Below are 22,019 nucleotides of genomic sequence, written 5' to 3' on the forward strand. Positions count from 1 at the left end.
ATGAAAGATGATTCAGATGCAGACCTATGTTGATGTTGCGGATAACACCGGTGCCAAAGAATGCATGTGCATTAAGGTACTGGGTGGGAGCCGTCGTCGCTATGCAGGAATCGGTGATGTGATTATCTGCAGTGTGAAATCATCGAACCCGCGTGGTGATGTCAAGGCAGGTGATGTGGTCAAGGGCGTTGTGGTTCGCACAAAGAAGGCAACACGTCGCGAAGACGGTACGTATGTTCGGTTTGATCGCAATGCAATTGTCTTGCTGGATAACGACCTGAACCCACGAGGCACCCGTATCTTCGGTGCAATTGCTCGTGAATTGCGTGCTCGCTTCAACAAGATTGTCAGCCTTGCGGAAGAAGTAGTTTAGTTTCGTACCAACAATATTATCCCCAGGTGTTCTGGTTGGTATCAGACCACCCATGACGGGAACAGGTGAGTGATGACACGGCTTTACGAAATTTACGTCAAAGAGATTGTTCCAGCGTTAGCAGAATCGCTGGGTCGTAAAAACATTCTCAGTCTGCCACGACTTCAGAAGATTGTTCTGAACATGGGTGTTGGCAAGGCTCTGGAAGATAAGAACCGAATGACACAGGCAGCTGAGCAATTAACTTTGATCGCTGGTCAGAAGTGTCAAATCACCAAAGCACGCATGGCAGTCAGTGGCTTCCGCTTACGCCAGGGCTATCAGATCGGTGCCCGTGTTACTTTGCGTGGCAAACGGATGTACGAATTTCTGGACCGGTTGATTAACTTTTCATTGCCTCGTATTCGTGACTTTCGAGGCATTAATCCGAAGAGTTTTGATGGGAATGGCAACTATTCCATTGGTATCACGGAACAGATGATCTTTCCTGAAATCGATCCTGATAAAGTGAACTTCACTCAGGGGATGGATATTACATTTGTAACATCCACTCGATCGGACGATGAATCCCGGCAGATGCTGAAATTGTTTGGCATGCCATTCCGTGATAATTAATTGTAACCTCCAAGCGCATCGAGTTTGAATACGAATGTCGACTAACAGTAAAGAAGCACGATTTCGACGCGATATGAAGCGTTTTGAAGCGCATAAGCAGGAACTGCGGAAACCTGTGGAAGAGCGCACTGAAGCAGCACTAATGGAGCCACGGGCGCTGATTCGCATTCGGATGCGATGCCGGTTGTGCGGTCGTCCTCGTGCTGTCTATCGCAAGTTTGGTATCTGTCGAATTTGTTTTCGCGATATGGCCTCGGATGGTTTGATCCCTGGCGTTCGTAAAGCGAGCTGGTGAGGAATAACTGCTATGATGACCGATCCAATTGCCGACATGCTGACACGAATTCGCAACGCCAGCAGAATTGAGCGGCCTGTTGCGGACATGCCTGCGACAAAATTAAAAGTGAACATTGCCCGCGTGTTGAAGGATGAGGGTTTCATCCATGATTTCCAGCTTGGAACCGTACAGAACGGTGAGTTCCAGGAAGGTGGTCAGCCGGGTGACCCGAAACTGCAACTGCGAGTCTGGTTGAAATACGGCCCCGAAGGCGAGAAAGTCATTCGGGCGATCCATCGCTCCAGCAAGCCGGGTCGTCGTTATTACAAGGGCACGAAGCAGCTCAACAAAGTGTTGGATGGGCTAGGGATAGCCATTCTAACGACGTCTTCTGGTGTGATGAGTGATCGTCAGGCGAAGAAGGCTGGCGTCGGTGGTGAAGTATTGTGTGTGGTATGGTAAGCAGCGTACGCAAGTAACGCATTTGGGAGTAGTTTCATGTCTCGTATTGGCAGATTACCGATCAGTATCCCAGCCGGGGTGACGGTAACCATCAATGAGCGAACCATCACCATCAAAGGTGCCAAAGGTACCTTAACGATGGAGCACCACCCGGGCATTCAGGTCAAGCATGATTCTGCAAAGAATGAGATCGTGGTTATCCGCCCGGATGAAGATCGGCTGAGTCGATCTCTCCACGGCTTAACTCGCACTCTTGTGCAGAACATGGTGGTCGGAGTGACCAGCGGCTACGAAAAGCGCTTGAAAATCGAGGGCTTGGGTTATCAGGCACGAATGGATGCACAGTCGATCGTGCTTTCTGTTGGCTATGCCAATCAGATTAAACTGACACCAGAACCGGGCGTTACCGTTTCTGTGCTTGACAAAGAAGGTACCCAGATTCTGGTTACTGGCATTGATAAGCAGAAGGTGGGTCAGTTTGCTGCCGACATTCGGGCAGTGCGAAAACCTGAACCTTACAAGGGGAAAGGGATTCGTTATCAGAATGAGGAAGTCCGTCGTAAAGATGGCAAATCGTTCGCCAGTGGTGGGTAAGGTTAGTTGGAACTATTTCGGAAAGTCGCTGGTGATGCCACGACTTGGGAATGAAGCAAGATGGACGCTCAAAAACAGAAACGAATACAACAGCAACGTCGCCGATATCGGGTCCGCCGAGCGATTGTTGGCACCGCTGAACGTCCGCGGTTGAGTGTGTTTCGGTCTTCGAAGCACATTTATGCCCAACTGATCGACGACATGACTGGCATTACTTTGGCTTCAGCCAGCACAGCAACGAAAGATTTTCGTGCCAAGATGCCTTACGGTGGTAACACGAAAGCTGCAGAGGAAGTTGGCAAGTTGCTGGCAGACGCTGCGAAAGCCAAGGGGATCCAGAAGGCAGCTTTTGACCGTGGGCATTATCGCTACCATGGACGATTGAAAGCCCTGGCGGATGCTGCCCGTGCTGCTGGGTTAGAATTCTAATCACATAACCGGTGCTACCGGCTACTAGGTAAGTTATATGGCGAAAGATCGAGATCGAGACGTGCGACAGGAAGGCTACAAGGACTTCGTTGTGAAGATCCGACGTAGCGCGTGCGTAGTGAAAGGTGGTCGACGGTTCAGCTTCAATGCCCTGGTGGTGATTGGTGATGAACGTGGTCGCGTTTCCTACGGTTACGGCAAAGCGAACGAAGTACCACCCGCTGTCGAAAAGGCATTGAAGGATGGTGAATCGAACGTTAAGCGTCAGCGTCGTGTGGCAATGCGTGGCGAAACGATTCCCCACCGCGTTGTCGGTCGATACGGTGCGACCCGCGTGATCATGGTTCCTGCTGGTCCTGGTACTGGTGTTAAAGCCGGTCCTGGTGTTCGTGAAGTCCTGCAGGCGTGTGGTATCCGAAATATTCTGACAAAGGTGCACGGATCAACCAATCCGCTGAACCTGGTGAAAGCAACCATTGATGGCTTGCTGCAATTGCGGACTCGCGAAGATGTCGCTCGTCTGCGTGGAGTGGAACTGTAATGAATCTGACCGATGTGCATGCCGGTGCCCAGAAACGCAAGAAGAAAAAACGCGTTGGGCGTGGGATTGGCTCTGGCCACGGCAAAACTGCCTCCCGCGGTCACAAAGGGCACTATAGCAGTGCTGGTTCCGAGTGGCCCAGCGCCGCCTTCGTTGGTGGTCAAACACCTCTGTTTCGTCGTGTGCCCAAACGTGGTTTCACGAACGGAATGTTTGCACTTACTTACAATGTCGTGAACGTTGGTGATCTCAACGATCTGTTCCAGGACGGCGACACCGTTACTCCTGAAACTTTAAAAGAAAAAGGTCTGGCGAAAAAGCCTGCCGATGGTGTCCGTATTCTGGGTACTGGCGAATTGACCCGAAAACTCACGGTGAAGGCTCACCACGTTTCGGGGTCTGCCAAACAGAAGATTGAAGCGAAAGGCGGCACGATTGAACTCTATCCGAAGCCGAAGAAACCTGTTAAGAATAAAAGTAAGGCTCGGCCGCCTAAGCAAGCAAATAGTTAAACAGTAAGCAGAGGGGATCTTTTCCCCTCATTTTGTTTACGTGCTAGCACCATCGAACAATGGATTGCGTCAGGGGATGTTGATGAGTACGTTTCTTTCACTCTTCGCGATTCCGGAACTGCGGCGAAAAATCTTCATTACCGCACTTTTCCTGATCGTTTATCGAATCGGCTTTTTCGTTCCCCTACCTGTGGTGAACCAACTTGAGCTTGGCCGCCGGATGGCCGCTGCCGAATCTGGCAGTTTTGGCCAGGTGCTGGGCTTGGTATCCGCCTTCTCTGGTGGAAGTCTGACAAATGCCTGTATTTTCGCACTGGGCATTATGCCCTACATTTCTGCCTCGATCATTCTGCAACTGCTGGCTGCCAGCGAACTGAGCCCGTATCTGGCCAGATTGCGAAAAGAACCCAACGGTCAGAAAAAAATTAATGAATACACGCGTTATTTGACAGTCCCGATTACTTTGGTGCAAGCCACCTTCTGGTACCGTGGGCTGATTGCGTCTGGAGGTGGGGGAGGATCGGAAGCCCTCCTTGCGCCTGGATACTCCGGAGGGTTTACCGGCTTTTACTTTGCCTTTGCTGCGGTTCTTACTGTCACCGTGGGCACCATCTTCCTGATGTGGGTGGGTGAACAGATCGATGAATATGGCATCGGCAATGGTATTTCGCTGATCATCATGGCCGGCATTGTCAGTCGGATTCCCGATGCCTTACGCACGCTTTTCCTTGACCCTGTTACAGGTGGGTTCAAAAAGGAAGTCTTCACCCTGGGTGCGGGCACTGGTGATATCAGTTTCGAGAAGCTACTTTTGATGATTGTGCTTTTCATTGTCATCATCGTAGGTGTCATTCTGATGACCAAAGCACAACGCCGTATCCCGATGCAATCTGCGAAACATGTGCGTGGGCGCAGGGTTACTGGCGGTACGCGTTCCTTCCTGCCGATGAAAATCAATCAGGCTGGCGTGATGCCCGTGATTTTTGCCAGCAGTCTGCTGCTTGTTCCCATGTTTCTCTTCCAGATTCTGGCACAATACACCGGTAACACTTCGATTTCTGCATTGTCCGCTGCCTTCCAGCGTAATGCCGGCTGGATTTACAACATGTCCTACGTGCTGTTGATCTACTTCTTCTGTTATTTCTGGACTTCCATCACTTTCAATCCGAAAGAAATGGCGAATAACCTGAAAGAGAATGGCAGCTTCATTCCTGGGTATCGACCTGGTAAAAGTACCGCTGAATACCTCGAAAAGGTGCTGCTCCGAATTACCTATGTGGGTGCGGCCTTCCTTGCAGTCATCGCCATTATTCCGAGTATTGCGAATAGCGAACTGGGGATCGATTACTCGATCGCCACGTACTTCGGTGGTACCAGCTTGCTGATTGTGGTCAGCGTTTGCCTTGATTTTGTCTCCAAAATCAACAGCCACCTCGTGATGCGGGGTTATCCTGGTCTTTCCGAAGATTAGTCACCGTTCAATTGTCTTCTGCCCTTGTGATTCCGCCTGCAAAATAGGTTTTTCTGCTTGTTATCTACCGCGTTCTTGGGTAGTATATCCGTTTCGGTTGCCTGGCACCCTTCGTGCTGGCAATCTACTGTCATACTAGAGTCATAACACTGATGCGATTGGTTCTCGTAGGTCCGCCAGGAAGTGGGAAAGGAACTCAGGCCAAACTGTTGAAAAAACGGTTTGATCTGACCTACATCGGTACAGGTGATGTCCTGCGGGAAGCGATCAAACGCAAAACCCCACACGGCCTTCAGGCAGAACCGTTCATTAAGCGGGGGCACCTGGTACCGGATGATCTCGTTAACGAACTGGTGGGGGATCTCTTTGCCGATGAATCTCGGCCCACACGCTTTGTTTCCGATGGTTATCCACGCACGCTGGCTCAGGCTCGCTGGTTCGATCAACTTCTGGCGGGGATCAACTGGCACGTCGATGCAGTGCTGCAATTTCTCGTTACCGACGAAGAAGTTGTCCGCCGAAATTGTGGCCGTCTCATCTGCCCACGGTGCGGTACCGTTTACCATGTGACTGATCGCGCACCAGCTATTGCCGGTAAGTGCGATCACGATGGTGAAACGCTGGTTCAACGCCCCGACGATTCCGAAGCGGTGATTCGCGATCGATTAACTGTTTTTCACGACAATACCTCCAAATTACTAGAATACTACCAGCAGCAAGGGCTGCTTCGCCCCATCGAATCGGTGGGCACCATTGATGAAATTTTTGAACGAGTTTTAAGTTCGCTCCCAACCACCTCTGAAAGCCGTGCTGCAGACATCTAGCCCCCATAGTATTCGCCTGAAAACCATTGAAGAGCTTCGCATGATGCGGGAGGCTGGCAAACTTGTTGCCACCGCACTGCAAATGTGCCGCGACATGGCAAAACCAGGCGTCAGCACCCGCGACATCGATGCCGTGGTGGAAGAGTTTTACCTCAAACACAACGCCACTTCGCTGTTCAAAGGCTACAAACCAGCGATGTCTTCGGTGGCTTACCCCGCAGTCACCTGCATTTCCGTCAACGAACAGGTGGTCCACGGCATCCCTGGCAATCGCATTCTCCGAAATGGCGATTTACTCAAGGTCGATACTGCCTGCAAACTCAATGGCTGGTGTGCGGATTCTGCAATCACGATCCCCATCGGCAACGTGCGTGCGGAACGCACCCGCTTGATGACCGTGGCCTACGAGGTGCTGCAAATGGCCATCGACGAAATCCCACGCCGTCGCTGGTGGGTGGACGTTGCTCAACGGATGCAACAACACGTCGAAGGTGCCGGCTTTCGCATGGTGCAGAAATACGTTGGCCATGGCATCGGCCAGACCATGCATGAAGCCCCCGAAGTCCCTCATTTTGTGAATGCGGAAGTGATCAAAGTCAACAATTTCCGGCTTGAACCAGGGATTACCCTGGCGGTGGAACCCATGGTAAACATGGGCGAAGCCGATGTCTATGTGTTGCCGGATAACTGGACGGTCGTCACCAAAGATGGCATGCCGAGTGCCCACGTGGAGCACACGCTGGCACTGACCAGCCACGGTATCGTGGTGATTACCGCACCCCCGGATGACCCGCGTGGGATCGTTCCAGATACGTTATAAATCCATCCTGCTGCCTCCCAATTTCAAAATTGACGCACTATTTTTGCGTTCACTATTTAATAATATACACTTGTTTAGTTTCACACAACTGTTTTTTCAGATTTTTTCCAAATTTTTTTGCAGATGGAGAAAAATGAGTTTTTCCACGGGCGGGACGCCCGTGCTACGTCTAACCAATCAAGTCTCTACTGCATTGCGTAGCGTGGCCGTCTCGGCCCTGAGTTTTTCCACGGGCGGGACGCCCGTGCTACGTCTAACCAAGCAATGATGTACAGTAGAACCCGTGCTACAGGCACAGATTATTGTGTGGCCACATGAAATTTCAGAAAATGGTAGGAATTTGGTGAAGATTTCTCTATTTTGCCCGTTGTTACCAAAAAATGGGAACTTTTTTCATTTTTAGCGTCCCTAAAGACTTGCGTATCGCAGTAAGACGTGCGTAGCCAGGATTTCCGCTCCCCTCGTGCGAATCCTGCCCACCTTTACCTGGATGTTCCAGCGTACCTGGTTCGGTTTTCAGTGACTTTACAACATGGAAATTGCTGTCGAAAGCTTGGGGATTCGGCCGCGCATTGCACCGGAATTACCTAAATTGTCAATCCACTTACCCAGATTAACGGACCTGTGCCGCACCCTGAAAACGGGTGGTGCTGGTCTGTTCTGTCTAGTGGAGTGCAACAAAAATGCGTTTTTGTGCCTAATTGTCTGTGCGAGAATCCTATTTCTGGGTGCAATCCGCATTTTCTACACGGAAAGCATAATATGCAAATCGAAAAAGGTTTGCGTAAATCGTCGGTATTTATTGAAAAAGTCGGATACATTCCTGAAATCGGATTGCGGGATGGTCGGAAACCCTGCAAAATCGAATCAGATTAGTCATACTGCCTATTTTATTTATCTTTGGCAGTTTTCGAAATCATTAAAGTTATTATCGAGTAAGAACCATGAACAAGCTTTACTTCTCCCAGGTGATTGAACAACTGCTGAAGAAGTCTACCCAACGCCGAGTGGCCTCTCCGAGACCGGAAGTAAGCCTGAAACTCGAATCATTAGACGAACGCGTGATGCCGTCGGTCACGCCACTGCTGCCCGAACCTCTGGTAAGCAATACCTCAACTATCGGTGCAGGATACAGCCCTCAGATTATTGCCAATCCGTTAGATCCTTTACACCTTGTATCGGTGTATTCTACGGGTGGTACCGTCGGGGCAAATTACTCCTACGATGGCGGCCTGAACTGGTCGGCCTTTACGGTCAATATTGATGCACGCCCGAATAATCCAAACTACAATGCGGTGCTGCTGGAAGACCCCACCATCCCCACGCCGAACGCACCCAACCAGCCATATACCGTGGTATCCAAGCCCAGTGTTGCGTTTGATACATTGGGTAACATTTACATCGTTTCGACGCACCAGAATGCAGCAAACGACAGTGGCGTGATTGCTCTGTCGAAATATTCCTTTACAGGTGGTGGGGCACCTGTCAACGTGCCGTTGAATGCCAATGGTGATCCCTACCTGGTGCTGCACCACTGGGGGGCTCAGGATCAGGCATTTAATCCCACAATTGCGATTAATACGAATCTGACCACCCACACCGATCCAGTCACGGGTGCCACGCTGACAGATTCGATGGCCAATACACTGTCACAGTATGCAACGACCTTGGTTGAGCCAACAGATGCTAACCAGACACAGATTCGAGTCGCTTCATCGGCTGATTTCCTCCCACACCCTTCATTGTGAAAATCGATGATGAGTTTGTGCAGGTTTCAGCAGTAGATGTCGATACAACACAGGTGCTGGAAGATATTGCTTCGGGTGATACTTCTATCGTTGTGGGTACCAGCACCAATTTTCCCACAGCACCTTTCGTGGCGGTACTGAATAACGAACACATACTCGTCAACAGTATTGCACAATCAACCACACTACTTGCAGACAATGTCGGTGGTGGCAATGGTGCAATTGATGTTACTACTAGTACGGGATTTCCAGGCACTCCGTTTGTTGTACAGTTGGATAACGAACAATTGGAAGTAACCGCAGTTCAGCTCAACCAGACGACCCTCGTTGGCGGTATTACTGCTGCACAGACATTCATCGATGTTGCAAATGCCTCAGTATTACCGGCAGCTAATTTTGCGATTGAAATCAACGGCGAAAGGATGCGGGTAATTGGTGTTGTTGGAAATACACTTGAAGTAGTGCGTGGGATTGGCGGTACAGCTCCTGCAGCCCATGCGAACGGGTCCAACGTAGTGAATAATCGATGGTTGGTAAACCGCGGTTTTAACGGAACCAATCCTAATGGACATGGTGCCAACAGCGAAATCAACAGGTCAGTTTGGAATGTTACACGAGCACAAAACGGTACCTTAGCAGCCAATCATAATGCGGCAGATCTATTGCGTGTCAATACCTGGACAGTCCAACGGGGTATCAACAACAGCAATCCAGCAGCACACGCAGCAAATGCCGCTGTCGATTATGGGGTGCCAAAAGGTATTTATGTGGCGTGGAACAAGAATAATACACGTGGTGATGGGGTTGTGGTCAGCTCGGTGATGATTGCTGGCTCGGGGGACGGTGGCTACAACTTTACCACACAGCAGTATGTATCGACGCCTAATGTTCAGGCATTTGCACCACAAATTGAGTTCACCCAGGGTACAAACGATGGAGATGTTGATGGCGGCCAGATGATGGTCTTCTGGAGCAGTGGCGGCGGTATTGCCTTCGATCTTTCCGCACCAGATGCTGGTATGGCCAGTGCCCCTGTTGCAGCCAGCCAGACATTTTCCCGATCATACAATCCTGGGAATACGGATGTTACGCACTATTCAGGGTTCAATGAAGGGCGAATTACTGATGCGGAAGTTATTCCAAACGTCACGCCCCACGATCCTGGAGTGACTGAATTCACGATGGATGTTGATATCGATGGATTTAACCTCGATATCATCAACGATCTCAACGTTTCGATTGCGATGGTTCATGGTCAGATGGATCAAGTTGAGATCCGTCTGATACCGCCAGCAACGGCAGGAGTCGGAGCAATCACTTTACTGAGGAATCGAACCAATGCAGTTGGTAATTCCACTGGTAATGGTATTGCAGCGAACGTAAACATGGGGACGATTCGGCATGGAGCGACGACAACCCTCGAATACGAAGCTGTGGGTACTGTTTTCGATGATGAAGGGGTGCGCGGGATTACTGCAGGTAATATTACCCATAATCTACTGTCACCTCGTATTGGTTACTTCCGACCAGAAACAGGGTCATTAAGCCAGTTTGATGGTTTAAGTGCTGCTCAACTCAGCGGTACCTGGACACTGGAAATTACCGATACCCGCGACAACGGTGCCAACGGTGGGACTTCACCAGCTCACCCTGTGCAGTTTCTGCAGGAATGGAAGCTACACTTTACTGGATTAATCAGCAATAATGGTTTTGGTGCTGATGCAGCAGCGAATGCTGCAACCGTAGGAGGTGCAGCGAATAACGTCTACCCCACCACTGGTGGGCCTTATGGTACCCCTGGTGTCGGACCGGGTATTGATATTGCCATCGACAAAACTCTGGGCAGCTTCAGCCCTTATCAGGGCCGCATCTACGCAGCCTACACGAGTGGTAGCGGCACTGATACCAATGTGTTCGTCACATCTTCGGACGACAACGGCTTAACCTGGAACGAACCAGTTCAAGTCAATGATGATTCAATCGGTGATAACTTCACCGAAGGCAATCGGGCACAATTTACTCCGGCAATTGCTGTCGACCCGATTACGGGTACGGTTGCTGTGATGTATTATGATTCCCGCATCGATGCTGCCAATGCACGGGCAGCAAGTGTGATTCGGGTCAGTGTTGATGGTGGTCGGAACTGGAGTGATCCATCATTCCTGAATAACATTAAAACGGTGACCGATTTTCTGACCGGTGAACGAGTTGACCTGGAACCGATCCCGGGCAACCAGGGACAGGCGGGTGCCAACGGCTTTGGCGATCGCCAGGACCTTTATTTCTACAACGGCAAGATTGTTCCCGTCTTTGCTTCCAATGAAAACGCCGCTGGTTCATCGATTACCACAGCCGATGTCCGTACTGCCGTAGGCCCCCGGATTATCTCCGCTGATATGGGACATGTAACAGCAGACTTTTACGATGTCAGCAATAACGGCGCATTTACTGTCAGATATAACGACGGATTCGATAACAACGGAGTGCGAGAACTGGAGGGATTTGTAGTCCAGTTTGATCGCCCTGTTCAGATTTCTTCGTTCGATATTTCTGATATCAACGTTCAATATCAAAGTCCGAATGGTGGAGCACCACAGGCTATCGCTCTGAATGGTGTATTTGCTTATGATCGCCCAACTAATCAGGCTACTACATTTGGCCCGCGTGAAATTGGTTTTGACGTACTGGATGATCGTGCATTTGCTACCAGCTTTTTCATTGGATTTGTAACCCCTCAGACTGCTCCAGGCACCTATAGCTTTTCCGTTGGGCCAAATGTCCAGGATCTGGTGAGCTATGGTCGATCCGTAACGTTGTTGCCACCGTCGCCACCATTTGATGCACCATTCACCAACACGAACGATGTCTTTATACCAGACCTGGCTTTGGTAACTTCGACGGTGAATGTCCCAGCTCTACCTCCGGGACAAACCGTTGGCAAAGTTACCGTGAGCTTGAATCTGGTACACGAGTATAACAATGATTTGGAAATCACACTGATTTCACCAAACGGAACTCGTGTCCTGCTTTATGATCAAAATGGCCAGCCGTTCGATATTGATATCCTGGGAACGACGTTTGATGATGATGCAGCAACGAATATTGCTGCTGGTACATCTCCTTTCACAGGCACCTTCCGTCCGGTAGAAGGACTGGCGAAGTTTATTGGAGAAAATCCATTAGGCACGTGGACGTTGGAAATTGATGACGTACTCCCTGCTGATGTAGGTACACTCCTTGATTGGTCGCTGACGATTACTCCAGGTCAAGCTGGACCTGTGGTTGGCAATCTGATGGATCAGAATGCCAACTCAATCAGTGCGGAAACTGTGGAAGTGAACACCTCGATTTCTACATTACTTGCACCTGCAAATGCCACTACACAACAAATAGCTCTTAATGATGGCACAGGTTTTAATGGCGAACCTTACACCATCCAAGTAGGCCGGGAGCAAATGCGGGTTGTGAGCTCGCAGTTTTTTGGCCCAACCCTGGTTCTCGATGTGATTCGGGGCTGGAATGGAACCCGCGTTGAAGCACATGGTATCGGAGCAACAGTTACCCGTGTATCGACACCAGATATCTTCTCGAATCCGCGACCAATTGCTTCTGTAAACAATGGCATCACCACAGCCAACCCATTCGTTGGGCCTTACGATCCGCAGACGTTGCCATTAATTATCCCTGGCCTTCATGTGTTGCATACCAGCCTTCCTGACGCAGGTGGCAACTTAGTACTGCCAATCACGACAACGTTGACAAACAATATCACGACCAACGAAACCACATTCGATGTTGCAGATGGTTCTGTATTTCCACAGGATCGGCCATTTATTATCACGATTGGCCGTGAACAAATGCTGGTGACTGAAGTCAATGGCAACGAGTTGACTGTTGTTCGAGATTATCTTGGCACATCCGTTCGAGAACAGCATCCGTTCAACCAAACAGTTACTTACATCCCCGAAAATCTGTCGCTGAATAACACCGTCAGTGCCATCGACGTGGTGTTCAGCCGACCGGTCAATGCAGCAACCTTCACTGCAGCGGATATTATCTCTGTGGTGGGGCCGTTGGGTGAAATCACTGGTCCTTTCACGGTCACTGCGAATCCTCCAGGAACTATCGGCAATTTGGCGGACCGGGTATTCCGTATCGGTTTCCCCACCCAGAACCTCAGTGGTACCTACAGTATCGTTCTGGGTTCGCAAATTGCCGATACCGATGGCAACCTGCTCGATAGCAACCTGAACGCAGGTCTGGAAGTGCTGCGTGGCACTGCCGACCCGGCACAGGCGGAAATCATTCGCAATGTCTACGGTGTCAACACTGCGGTCAATGTTCCCGCCAACAGTGCAGCAAGTGCCACTCTGGTAGTGACTGATGACTTCCCAATTGTTCAGGCACCCAACCAGTTGCGATTTGATAATACTTCTACCACCACGATCAATCAGACGGGTGGGATCAATGCATTCAGCACCATTTTGAACGTGTCTTCCAGCGTGGGCTTCCCCACCGTGCCATTTGTGGTTCAGGTGGGTACCGAATTGATGCAGGTGGTCGGTCGTACTGGTAACCAGTGGAACGTGGTGCGTGGTTTCAATGGAACGGTGGCACAGGCACACGCCAACGGTGCCCAGGTCCGCCTGGGAGAGCCAGCCACCATTCAGGTACTGGTTGACATCACCCACAATGATGTGCGTGATCTGACCCTGACGCTGATTTCCCCCACTGGTACAGTGATCCCGCTGGCCACCAACGTAGGGACCTTCGGTGCCAGCAAGCTGAACTTCACCAACACCGTGTTTGATGACTTATCGCAGACCCCGATCCAGGGTGGTTCCGCACCATTCTCGGCTGGGCCTTACAATGCCCAGTTCCCACTGAGTGCTCTTAATGGTGAATCGGCTTCAGGGACCTGGATTCTGACTGTAACGAACTCCGCCGGGATTGCTCAGGCAGCGACGATCAATCGCTTCGAAATCCGCTTGCCACAGGCATTGCCAACAACTGGCTTTGGCGAAGAAATTGCAGACCGTACCACCGTTTCGTTCCGGATCTTTAATTCCGATTTGCAGAACGAACTGACCACCCAGCAGTGGCTGGCAGTGGGCCCTGTGGGTAACCTGTTGAATGAAGAAAATAACGGCACTAATGCTGGCCCAGTGGAAGCACTGGCCGTGGATCCTTCCGATCCATCCGGAAACACCGTGTATCTGGGATCTTCCAGTGGTGGTCTCTGGAAAACAACCAACTTCCTGACCAAAGATGCCAACGGACCAATCTGGATACCGTTGACCGATCTGGGCCCTACCAGCAGTTTGCATATCAGCAACATTGCGGTATACGCACGGAACAACGATCCAAGTCAGTCGATTATTCTGGCTGCCACGGGCAATGCTGGTTCGGTCAATCAGCAGGGCGGTGGTTCCAGCTTGGGCTCTACAGGGGTTGGTTTCCTGCGTTCATTTGATGGCGGGATGACCTGGGAAGTGCTCGACAGTACCGTGAACGTGCTGGGCAATGGTGATATCCTCACCATGAACTCCGCACAACGGGACCATGCGTTTGTCGGTTCAAATATCTACAAGGTCATTTTTGACCCCAATCCGCTCCCAGGTGGTGGCATTGCCGTCTACGCTGCTGTCAGCAACGGTTCGGCACCCGGATTGTACCGATCACTGGATGCGGGCAGCACCTGGGAACTTGTGCGGGCAGGGAATGCCACCGATGTGGTGCTTTCTCCCGGCAGTAAAGATGGCAATGGCAACCTGACACGGATCTACGCTGCCTTCCGTGGGGAAGGGGTCTTTCGTGGTGATGGCGAGGCACCCACCACCAGCAGCTTTACGCTGTTGAACACGCCACAGATCTTTACGCCACGAGTGAATACTGATCTCATTGGTGTTCCGCAAATTGCGGAGCAGGCCCCTGACCGCACTCCGAACGGAGCCAAGGGCCATATTGTGCTGGCACAGCCCGCACTGACCAATTCACCACTGGCCGATACGTTCTATCAGGGCTGGTTGTACGCTGCCGTGGCAACTCCAGGCGGTGGTTTTGACGGCTTATACCTTTCCAAAGATAACGGCTTTAACTGGACACGGATCGAATTGCCCGCACTGACAACCATTTTTGGAGATGATTTTGGCACGAATAACGAAACGCGTGCGGAAGCCACTCATACGAATAACCGAAATGGTAACGGGCTTGGTTACCCCGGTCAGGAGTTGGGCAACTATTCTCTGTCACTGACCATTGACCCGCAAAATCCCAATATTATTTATCTGGGTAGTGGTAACGGTATTGTTCGTGTGGATGCCACCAAGCTGGATGATATCTACGCGCCAGTGAACTGCAAGCTCGACGGATTCACGAACGGATTGGTTGGCTCACGATACAGGTTCAGGAAGCCTGTTTGTGGTCCAGCAAATAGATTGTTGGGATTCAAAATCCCACCGACGACGATGTGGATACCACACTGGAGTTTCTGACCTCGATCCAGGCGGATTGGCGTTATGCGGTGCCGGAAGAGATTACCTTTAATCCTCCCACCGATCTGACTGCAGATATCACGGCAGTTCAAACCACGATTACCGTGGCTTCGAATGCTGGCTTCCCACGTGCAGCAACCACTCCATTCCTCATTCAGGTGGGGACTGAAATCATGCGGGTTACCGCCAATGCTGGCACCACCTGGACGGTGCAGCGTGGGGTGAATGGCACGACAGCAGCGGCCCACCTGACCGATGATGAAGTGACGCAACTGTCTGGCACCCACCCTGTCCTGTATGTGGGTGGGAAAGGTGGTGTCTTCCGCACCTTGGATAACGGCCTGAACTGGAGCTACTTCCCATCTACCGCCGACGGTGCAGTACAGGAAGGTGGCTTGCTGCCCAATACCAATGTGACGCAACTGAATCTGATTCTGGGGAATGTGAACCCAGCAACTGGCTTCAACCAGACATCGACTGGTCTGAACAGTCTGCTGGCCACTACCTTTGGCCGTGGGGACTTCGTGATCCGGCTGGATAATTCGGACGTAGAAGAATTCCTGGTCGCACCGAACAGTGGGCCACGGATTGTCAGCTCCAGCCAGTACCTGATTGATCAAGGAACAAAATTTGCTGGTTTCAATGTCACCTTTGGTGCTCCGATTGCACTGTCGACCTTCGACCCCAGTGATGTGACCATTACCGGCCCACAAGCCGTAACGGTCAGCAGTATCACGCACCTGGGTGGGAATCAGTATCGGATTAACTTTGCAAGCCCTGTAACCACTATCGGTAACTACTTCATTCAAGTAGGACCCAGCATTCTGGACTTCTCGGGCAATCCGATGGACCAGAACGAAAACAACATCAACGGTCAGAATCCGCAGGACCGGTTTGTTGCGAACGTGTTCTTCAGCCCGAACACTGCACCGACGATCTCTAATGTGAATGATGTTTCCATCACTCCAGGCACCAGTACGAGTCCTCTGGCATTCACCGTGGGTGATGCTGAGACAGCCCCAGGTGCATTAGTGGTGACTGCAACGGTAACACCGATTAACCCTGTGGTCGGTCCAGATCCAACTTTCACTCTTACTGGATTTGGTAGCGCCAACCGCACGATTACCCTGAACTCCAATGTGGCAACCAAGGGCTCATACACGGTCACTCTCACCGTCACCGATGGCAATGGCTTGCAGACTTCAACAGACTTTGTTTTGAGTGTGAACAATGCCCCGGTGCTGCCTCCTGTGGGTAACACCACCGATCAGCACGGTTCCGATCCTGCTACGACGCTGAATCTGAATGCCACCGATATCGATGGCGATGCCTTGACCTTTACGGCCACAGCTTCCGATCCATTGTTTGATCTGAAGGTTCTGCTGGGTATCGGCAATGAAGTTCCCAACACCTTCAACGTGCGTGGGGCTGGGGAGAAGTATTTCATCAGCAGTACTGGTACCAACCCTGCGGGCAGTGGTTTCTACATCCTGTTGCCAGACAACAAGCTTTATGCCTGGAAGGGTACTATTGCTGCAAGCATTGCCGCACCGCCGATTGCAGATTTCAAAGATCCGAGCTTCAGCTTTAATACTTCGATCCAGCGTGCTCTGGCTTTATCTCCAGAAGTACCAGGAACGTTTAATATCCGCGGCTTCAACGAGCGTTACTATGTCTCGCAGAATGGCACAAACCCTGCGGGTGCAGGTTTCTTCGTCCGGATGCCCGATGACAAGTTGTATGCCTGGAAGGGTGATATGACGGCCACACTGGCAGCGAATCCGGTAGCAACCTACAAAGACATTCCGTATGGGTTGGGTGATACCGTTTCGGTCTACGATACGCCTGAAATTATGACGCAGTCAACTGGTTCTCCACTGGTGGCGATCAGCAATCCGCTGTACGATCTGAAGGTGCGTTACGGTTTGACCAACCCAGCGATTGTGTTTAACGCAGGTGCTAATGAGAAGTTCCTGGTCAGCAGCAACAACAGCAATCCAGATGTTGCGGGTCAACCTCCGCATTATCAGTATTTTGTGTTGTTGCCAAACAACACCCTGGTGCGTTGGAACGGTGTGAATGCTACCACCAGTCCCGTAGTGGCAGATTTTACGGCTCTGGGATTAGGTAATGTTTACGCCACTCCTACCCTGTTGACCAACGCTCAACTTACTTTGGTCAACGGAGTAAATCTCAGCACAACAGGCAAGCCGGCTGGAATGGCTCCAGGTGGCACGATTACGATCAGCCCACATATTGGTTTTGATCGCACGGTCGAAATTAAGGTGGTTGCCTCGGATGGTGTGGTGCTGAATGATCAGACGCAAACTTTCCGATATTCGGTCAATAATAATCGTCCAGTAATCACCCCGATTGCCGATATTCAGATTCCGCACAATCAGGCATCGCAGAACGTGCAGATCATCGTGACTGATCCGAACCCGGATAGCGATCTTGATGAACGGACGTACTCTGTGATTGTGGAAGGTGCTAACCCACTGTATGATCTGAAGAAGGAATTGCAGATCAATGCGGCACCGTATTCGTTTAACTTCTTTGGCCAGAATGAGTACTTCTATCAGGCACTCGATGGCAAGATATATGTACTGACCCAGACCAACCGTCTCTATCAATGGGATGGGGTGTCAATTGGCACCACGATTGCTCCGGCGAACCTGAAGGCAGACTTTAACCTGGCTCCTTACAGCAACACAACCGTGTATGCGAATCAGGCCCAGTTCTGGAATGCTGTCCCACCCGCACCAGCGAACGTGTTCACCAACCGTGGGCCATTGTACGATGCCAAGGTGAAGTTTGGATTGACTAACCTTCCCTACGCGTTTAACTTCTTTGGTCAGAATGAACGGTTCTATTCCAGCACCAATGGTACCGGGCTGTACTTCCTGATGCCAAATGATCAACTGTTCGCGTGGGACGGATTAAGCATCAGCACCTCGTTGTTACGGCCGCCTGTTGCCAATCTTTCTGGCACCGGTGCCTACAACAACCCGGCGCTGTTGCGGGATGCTCTGCCTGCTTACGTCAACGACCCGCTGTTCGCAGTGAAGGATCGCTACGGTCTCACCAAGGCCGATCTGGTGGCAGCATTCAATGTTCGTGGGCAAAATGAGAAGTACTTCATCAGCACCAACGGTAGCAATGCCGCCAACGGTGGTTATTATGTTCTGCTGCCTAACGGGGATCTGAAAGCCTGGAACGGGGTAGATATTCCTACCAGCCCAACAGTCGCCAACGTGGGGGTCCCTGCCTACACCAACACAGAATTGCTTTACGCAGCAAGTGGTACTGTGGCAGGTGTGACTGCAACGGTGAATACCAGTGGTTTGATCACGCTGAACCGCAACCTGGCCTTCAGTGGTACCGTGAAGGTGACGGCAATCGTCAGTGATGGTGCCATCAAGACGACCGAAACGTTCTACTTCACAGTCGGCAACAACGCACCAACGTTGGCTGGTATTAATACACAGAACGGCACTGCAGGTGGTATGAACATTTCGGTTCCGCTGACCTTCAACGACGCTGATGGTGAAACACCCATCTTTGCCGCACAAAATGTCAGCGTGAACCAGTTGTTCAACGATCGCAATACCTTCGGTTTGACGACTCCAGCCTTCGGATTCAACTTCCGTGGGGCCGGTGAATGGTACTTCCTGAGCACCAATGGCAGCAATGCGGCGAATGGTGGCTACTACGTGCTGAGCAGCGATAACAAGTTGCGAGCCTGGGATGGTGTTTCGGTTGGTTCATCGCCAGTGGTGCGGGACTTTGCCGATCCCATCTACAATGGTGCCAACGTCTCTGCCAACCCAGCGTTGCTGAACGGTGCCACAGCACCTGCAACATCGTTGGTAACCACCAGCTTCAGTGGGAATAATCTGATTCTCAACGTTGCTGGTGCCACCGCGGGGACGTACTTTGTCACCGTGTTCGCCAGCGATGGTTCCAGCTCCGTGCAGCAAACCTTCCTGCTCATCCTCAACTAACAGGATGGTTGGTTTTCAGGATCGCGATTCTCTTTTTCAGTCCATATAACAACCACAATGGGAGTTCACCCTTCCTTTGTGGTTGTTTTTCATTAATACTTAATGAATTTTTATTCATTTTTGTGTGCGAGTCTGCTTCGTACACGTTGATCCCTCAGGTGAAGTTTTCATGTACGATCCCGATGAAACACCCGAAGTGCCCACCTTATCTGCCGAAGCGTTTGAACGAATTCAGACCGCACTTTCCGAACGTGGGACGGCTGCTGCTGCCAGTCAACTGGCCATCGAACTTCAGGAGATGGGCGATCTGAATGCCCTGTTTTACTCCCACCTGTTGGAAAAACGGGTCGCACTGGGCGTTTCACCATTTCCCGCAGGTCCTGCCGCCGAATTACCCGAAGCGGTGCACGAAGAATACGAAATGGCAATCCGTCAGGCTGCACGCACGGTGGGGGCACAATATCTGGCGAACCATGATATCCGTTCTGCCTGGACCTTTTTCAACATGCTCGGCGAACAGGAACCAGTGAAAGAATATCTGGAACGGCTGGAACTGACTGATGCCGATGATCCCTCACCCATCATCGATGTGGCTTTATACCAGGGGGCGTATCCGGAAAAAGGCTTCGACGTGGTGGTACAGCGCTATGGGATCTGCAATGCCATTACCACCTACAGCAATCAGGATTTTTCCCAACAACCGTGGGTCAAGCAGCACGCCATCCGCACGCTGGTGCGGGAATTACACGCACAATTACTGGAAAGACTGCGTGCAGACGCCAAAGAACGGCAGCTAGAGGCGCCTGAACCAGCAGGTATTCCCGAACTGATTGCCAGCTTCCCGCAGATTTTTGGCGAAGATGCCTACCACATCGATACTTCCCACCTGTCTTCGATTTGCCAGTTCAGTCTGGACCTGGAACCCTGTTCGGAACGCCAACTGGCACGCGAACTGTGCATGTATGGGGAAACGCTGTCGGAAGGTTTTCGTTATCCCAACGATCCCCCCTTTGAAAACACCTACCACGATTACCGGATTTTGCTGCAGGTGGTGGATGGGATCGACGTGGAAGCGGGTTTGCAGCACTTTGCCGCAAAGATTGAGCCCGGTCTGGCAGACGGAAATTCTTTGCCAGCAGAAGTTTACGTCAATTTATTGCTCCGACTGAACCGCGATCAGGAAGCACTGGAAAGTGCCAAAAAATACCTGTCCGGTCAGAATCGCCCACTGTCCTGCCCATCGGTCTACGAACTTTGCCAGCGGGCGGGAGATTACGCAGGCATGGCCGAAGCCGCCAGACAACGTGGGGACGGTGTGACGTTTCTTGCCGCCCTGATTACCGCGAATCAGTCGAAGTAGCTGGCATGTTCTATGCTTTGTCCAACGCCCTTTCCCTGACGATGGAACAGACACAGAAACTTTCGGCATGACAATTATTACAGAGAACCCGCCAGTGCAGGATGCGACGCCACTTTCACCCGCAGACAGAAAACGAATCCGCAAACAGATTCAGCGTGGGCGATGGAAAGAATGGCTGATGTTCGATTCCACGTGGGGCAAACGTCTGCTGGCACAGATGCAATACCGCAAAGCGATGCTGCAATCGGTGCGTGGCCAGAAAATGGCAAGCTGGCAAACGTTGATGCAACTACACCGTGCGGCACTGTCGCCCCGTATCGACCGCAAAATTGTGGCACGGATGAATCAGGCAATTGCGGATGGTACGTTGTCGCAACTCCTTACAGCGTATGTGGATGAGACGAAATCAACCCCACGCACCCAGAAACTGTTTGACCAGCCGGAAAGTGTGCTGGGCCCGCACGCGACGGTGCTGAAAACGGCCTTCGCGGGCGAGAAAGGCGTGCTGTTGCTGAATTATTCCTACATTTACGTGCCATTCGCCAAACTGTACGATCTGCAGCGGATTTCTCAAAAATACTACATCGTTCTTGAGCCAAGCTGGAGCGGAACGTGCGACGAGCAGATCCTGGTGTATGGCTTTCTGCCGAATACCGTGTTTGTGCAGTGCTCTGAACCACGCGATATTCGCTTTTTGCAGGAAGCGAATGTGAATATGGTACCGATTCCCACCGCAGCCAATTGGTGGGTGGATGACAATTTGTATTCCCCACTGCCCGATGTGGAAAAAGATGCGGATCTGGTGATGGTTGCATCGTGGGCGGAATTTAAACGGCATGCCCAGTTTTTTGAGGTGCTGGCCCAGCTTCGGCAACAGGGAATTCGCCTGAAAACGCTTCTGGCAGGGTATACATCTGGCTGGACGAAGAAGCACATCGAAGAATTGGCAGCGTACTACGGCATTGCCGACCAACTGGAAATCCACGAATGGATCCCACCTGAAGAAGTGAATCAGTTATATAACCGAGCGTTAATCAATGTGGTATGGTCGCGTCGGGAAGGGTCCAATCGAGCGATTATCGAAGGAAATCTTGCCAATATCCCGTTCATTCTGCGGGAGGGCTTTAATTACGGCGATGTGCATCCGTGCGTCAATTCCCAAACAGGCGTTTTTGCGAATGATCGCACCCTGGCAGCCACCATTACACAAACACTTGAGCGATTGTCAGAGTTTTCCCCACGATCATGGGTGCTGGAAAACATGACCCACCGTCATGCGACGACGATTCTGGAACAGGAAATCGGCAAAGTGGCCCACCATAATGGGGAAAGCTGGACAGGCACCCTGGCAGGCCACATGAGTGTGCTGCACGGCAACCAGTATCTCGATGAAAACGACCGCACCCGCTTTTCACAGGATTACGATTTCCTCCGCACCACCATCCGATAAGTGTAGCAATTGCTTTCAAACCATTACATGTTCGAATTTTGGGCG

Annotated in this window: 16 protein-coding genes; all 16 read left to right on the plus strand. The window is 51.3% G+C overall.

The window, feature by feature from the left end; translation table 11 throughout:
• Positions 1–7 precede the first annotated feature (7 nt).
• Positions 8–373 (plus strand): 50S ribosomal protein L14, encoded by a 366-nt coding sequence (gene rplN, locus R3B84_16925; protein ID MEZ6142244.1) that lies wholly within the window; start codon positions 8–10, stop codon positions 371–373.
• 72 nt (positions 374–445) lie between these two features.
• Entirely contained in the window at positions 446–988 is a 543-nt protein-coding gene (rplE, locus tag R3B84_16930; protein ID MEZ6142245.1) for a 50S ribosomal protein L5, read from the plus strand.
• 142 nt (positions 989–1,130) lie between these two features.
• A complete protein-coding gene (locus R3B84_16935) occupies positions 1,131–1,283 on the plus strand; it encodes a type Z 30S ribosomal protein S14 (GenBank protein ID MEZ6142246.1) in 153 nt (50 codons plus the stop codon).
• Between the two features lie 12 nt (positions 1,284–1,295).
• Entirely contained in the window at positions 1,296–1,727 is a 432-nt protein-coding gene (gene rpsH / locus R3B84_16940; GenBank protein ID MEZ6142247.1) for a 30S ribosomal protein S8, read from the plus strand.
• 36 nt (positions 1,728–1,763) lie between these two features.
• Positions 1,764–2,321, plus strand: coding sequence for a 50S ribosomal protein L6 (gene rplF / locus R3B84_16945; protein MEZ6142248.1), 558 nt, complete (start codon positions 1,764–1,766; stop codon positions 2,319–2,321).
• 60 nt (positions 2,322–2,381) lie between these two features.
• Positions 2,382–2,750, plus strand: a complete 369-nt coding sequence (gene rplR / locus R3B84_16950; GenBank protein ID MEZ6142249.1) for a 50S ribosomal protein L18 — start codon at positions 2,382–2,384, stop codon at positions 2,748–2,750.
• Positions 2,751–2,787: 37 nt separating this feature from the next.
• Positions 2,788–3,291, plus strand: a complete 504-nt coding sequence (gene rpsE / locus R3B84_16955) for a 30S ribosomal protein S5 (protein ID MEZ6142250.1) — start codon at positions 2,788–2,790, stop codon at positions 3,289–3,291.
• Positions 3,291–3,803 carry a 50S ribosomal protein L15 gene (rplO, locus tag R3B84_16960; protein MEZ6142251.1) on the plus strand — a complete coding sequence of 171 codons (513 nt, stop codon included), beginning with the start codon at positions 3,291–3,293 and terminating at the stop codon, positions 3,801–3,803. Before rpsE ends, rplO begins: the two co-directional genes overlap by 1 nt.
• An 82-nt stretch (positions 3,804–3,885) precedes the next feature.
• A complete protein-coding gene (gene secY, locus R3B84_16965) occupies positions 3,886–5,274 on the plus strand; it encodes a preprotein translocase subunit SecY (GenBank protein MEZ6142252.1) in 1,389 nt (462 codons plus the stop codon).
• A 152-nt stretch (positions 5,275–5,426) separates the two neighbouring features.
• The gene (locus tag R3B84_16970; GenBank protein ID MEZ6142253.1) at positions 5,427–6,098 is read left to right on the plus strand and encodes an adenylate kinase; all 672 of its coding nucleotides are present in this window, start codon (positions 5,427–5,429) and stop codon (positions 6,096–6,098) included.
• Positions 6,082–6,918: a type I methionyl aminopeptidase gene (gene map, locus R3B84_16975; protein ID MEZ6142254.1), complete on the plus strand. Its 837-nt coding sequence runs from the start codon at positions 6,082–6,084 to the stop codon at positions 6,916–6,918. Before R3B84_16970 ends, map begins: the two co-directional genes overlap by 17 nt.
• Positions 6,919–7,862: 944 nt before the next feature.
• Positions 7,863–8,666, plus strand: coding sequence for a hypothetical protein (locus R3B84_16980; GenBank protein ID MEZ6142255.1), 804 nt, complete (start codon positions 7,863–7,865; stop codon positions 8,664–8,666).
• Between the two features lie 17 nt (positions 8,667–8,683).
• Positions 8,684–15,160, plus strand: a complete 6,477-nt coding sequence (locus R3B84_16985) for a proprotein convertase P-domain-containing protein (GenBank protein ID MEZ6142256.1) — start codon at positions 8,684–8,686, stop codon at positions 15,158–15,160.
• Positions 15,136–19,164 carry a hypothetical protein gene (locus tag R3B84_16990; protein ID MEZ6142257.1) on the plus strand — a complete coding sequence of 1,343 codons (4,029 nt, stop codon included), beginning with the start codon at positions 15,136–15,138 and terminating at the stop codon, positions 19,162–19,164. Before R3B84_16985 ends, R3B84_16990 begins: the two co-directional genes overlap by 25 nt.
• 169 nt (positions 19,165–19,333) lie before the next feature.
• Entirely contained in the window at positions 19,334–20,524 is a 1,191-nt protein-coding gene (locus tag R3B84_16995) for a hypothetical protein (GenBank protein ID MEZ6142258.1), read from the plus strand.
• Positions 20,525–20,591: 67 nt separating this feature from the next.
• On the plus strand, positions 20,592–21,974 hold the full coding sequence (locus tag R3B84_17000) for a glycosyltransferase (protein MEZ6142259.1): 1,383 nt from the start codon (positions 20,592–20,594) through the stop codon (positions 21,972–21,974).
• Positions 21,975–22,019: the final 45 nt, after the last annotated feature.

Origin of the sequence: Zavarzinella sp., from assembly GCA_041399155.1 — a bacterium.
In the GTDB taxonomy this organism is placed as follows: domain Bacteria; phylum Planctomycetota; class Planctomycetia; order Gemmatales; family Gemmataceae; genus JAWKTI01.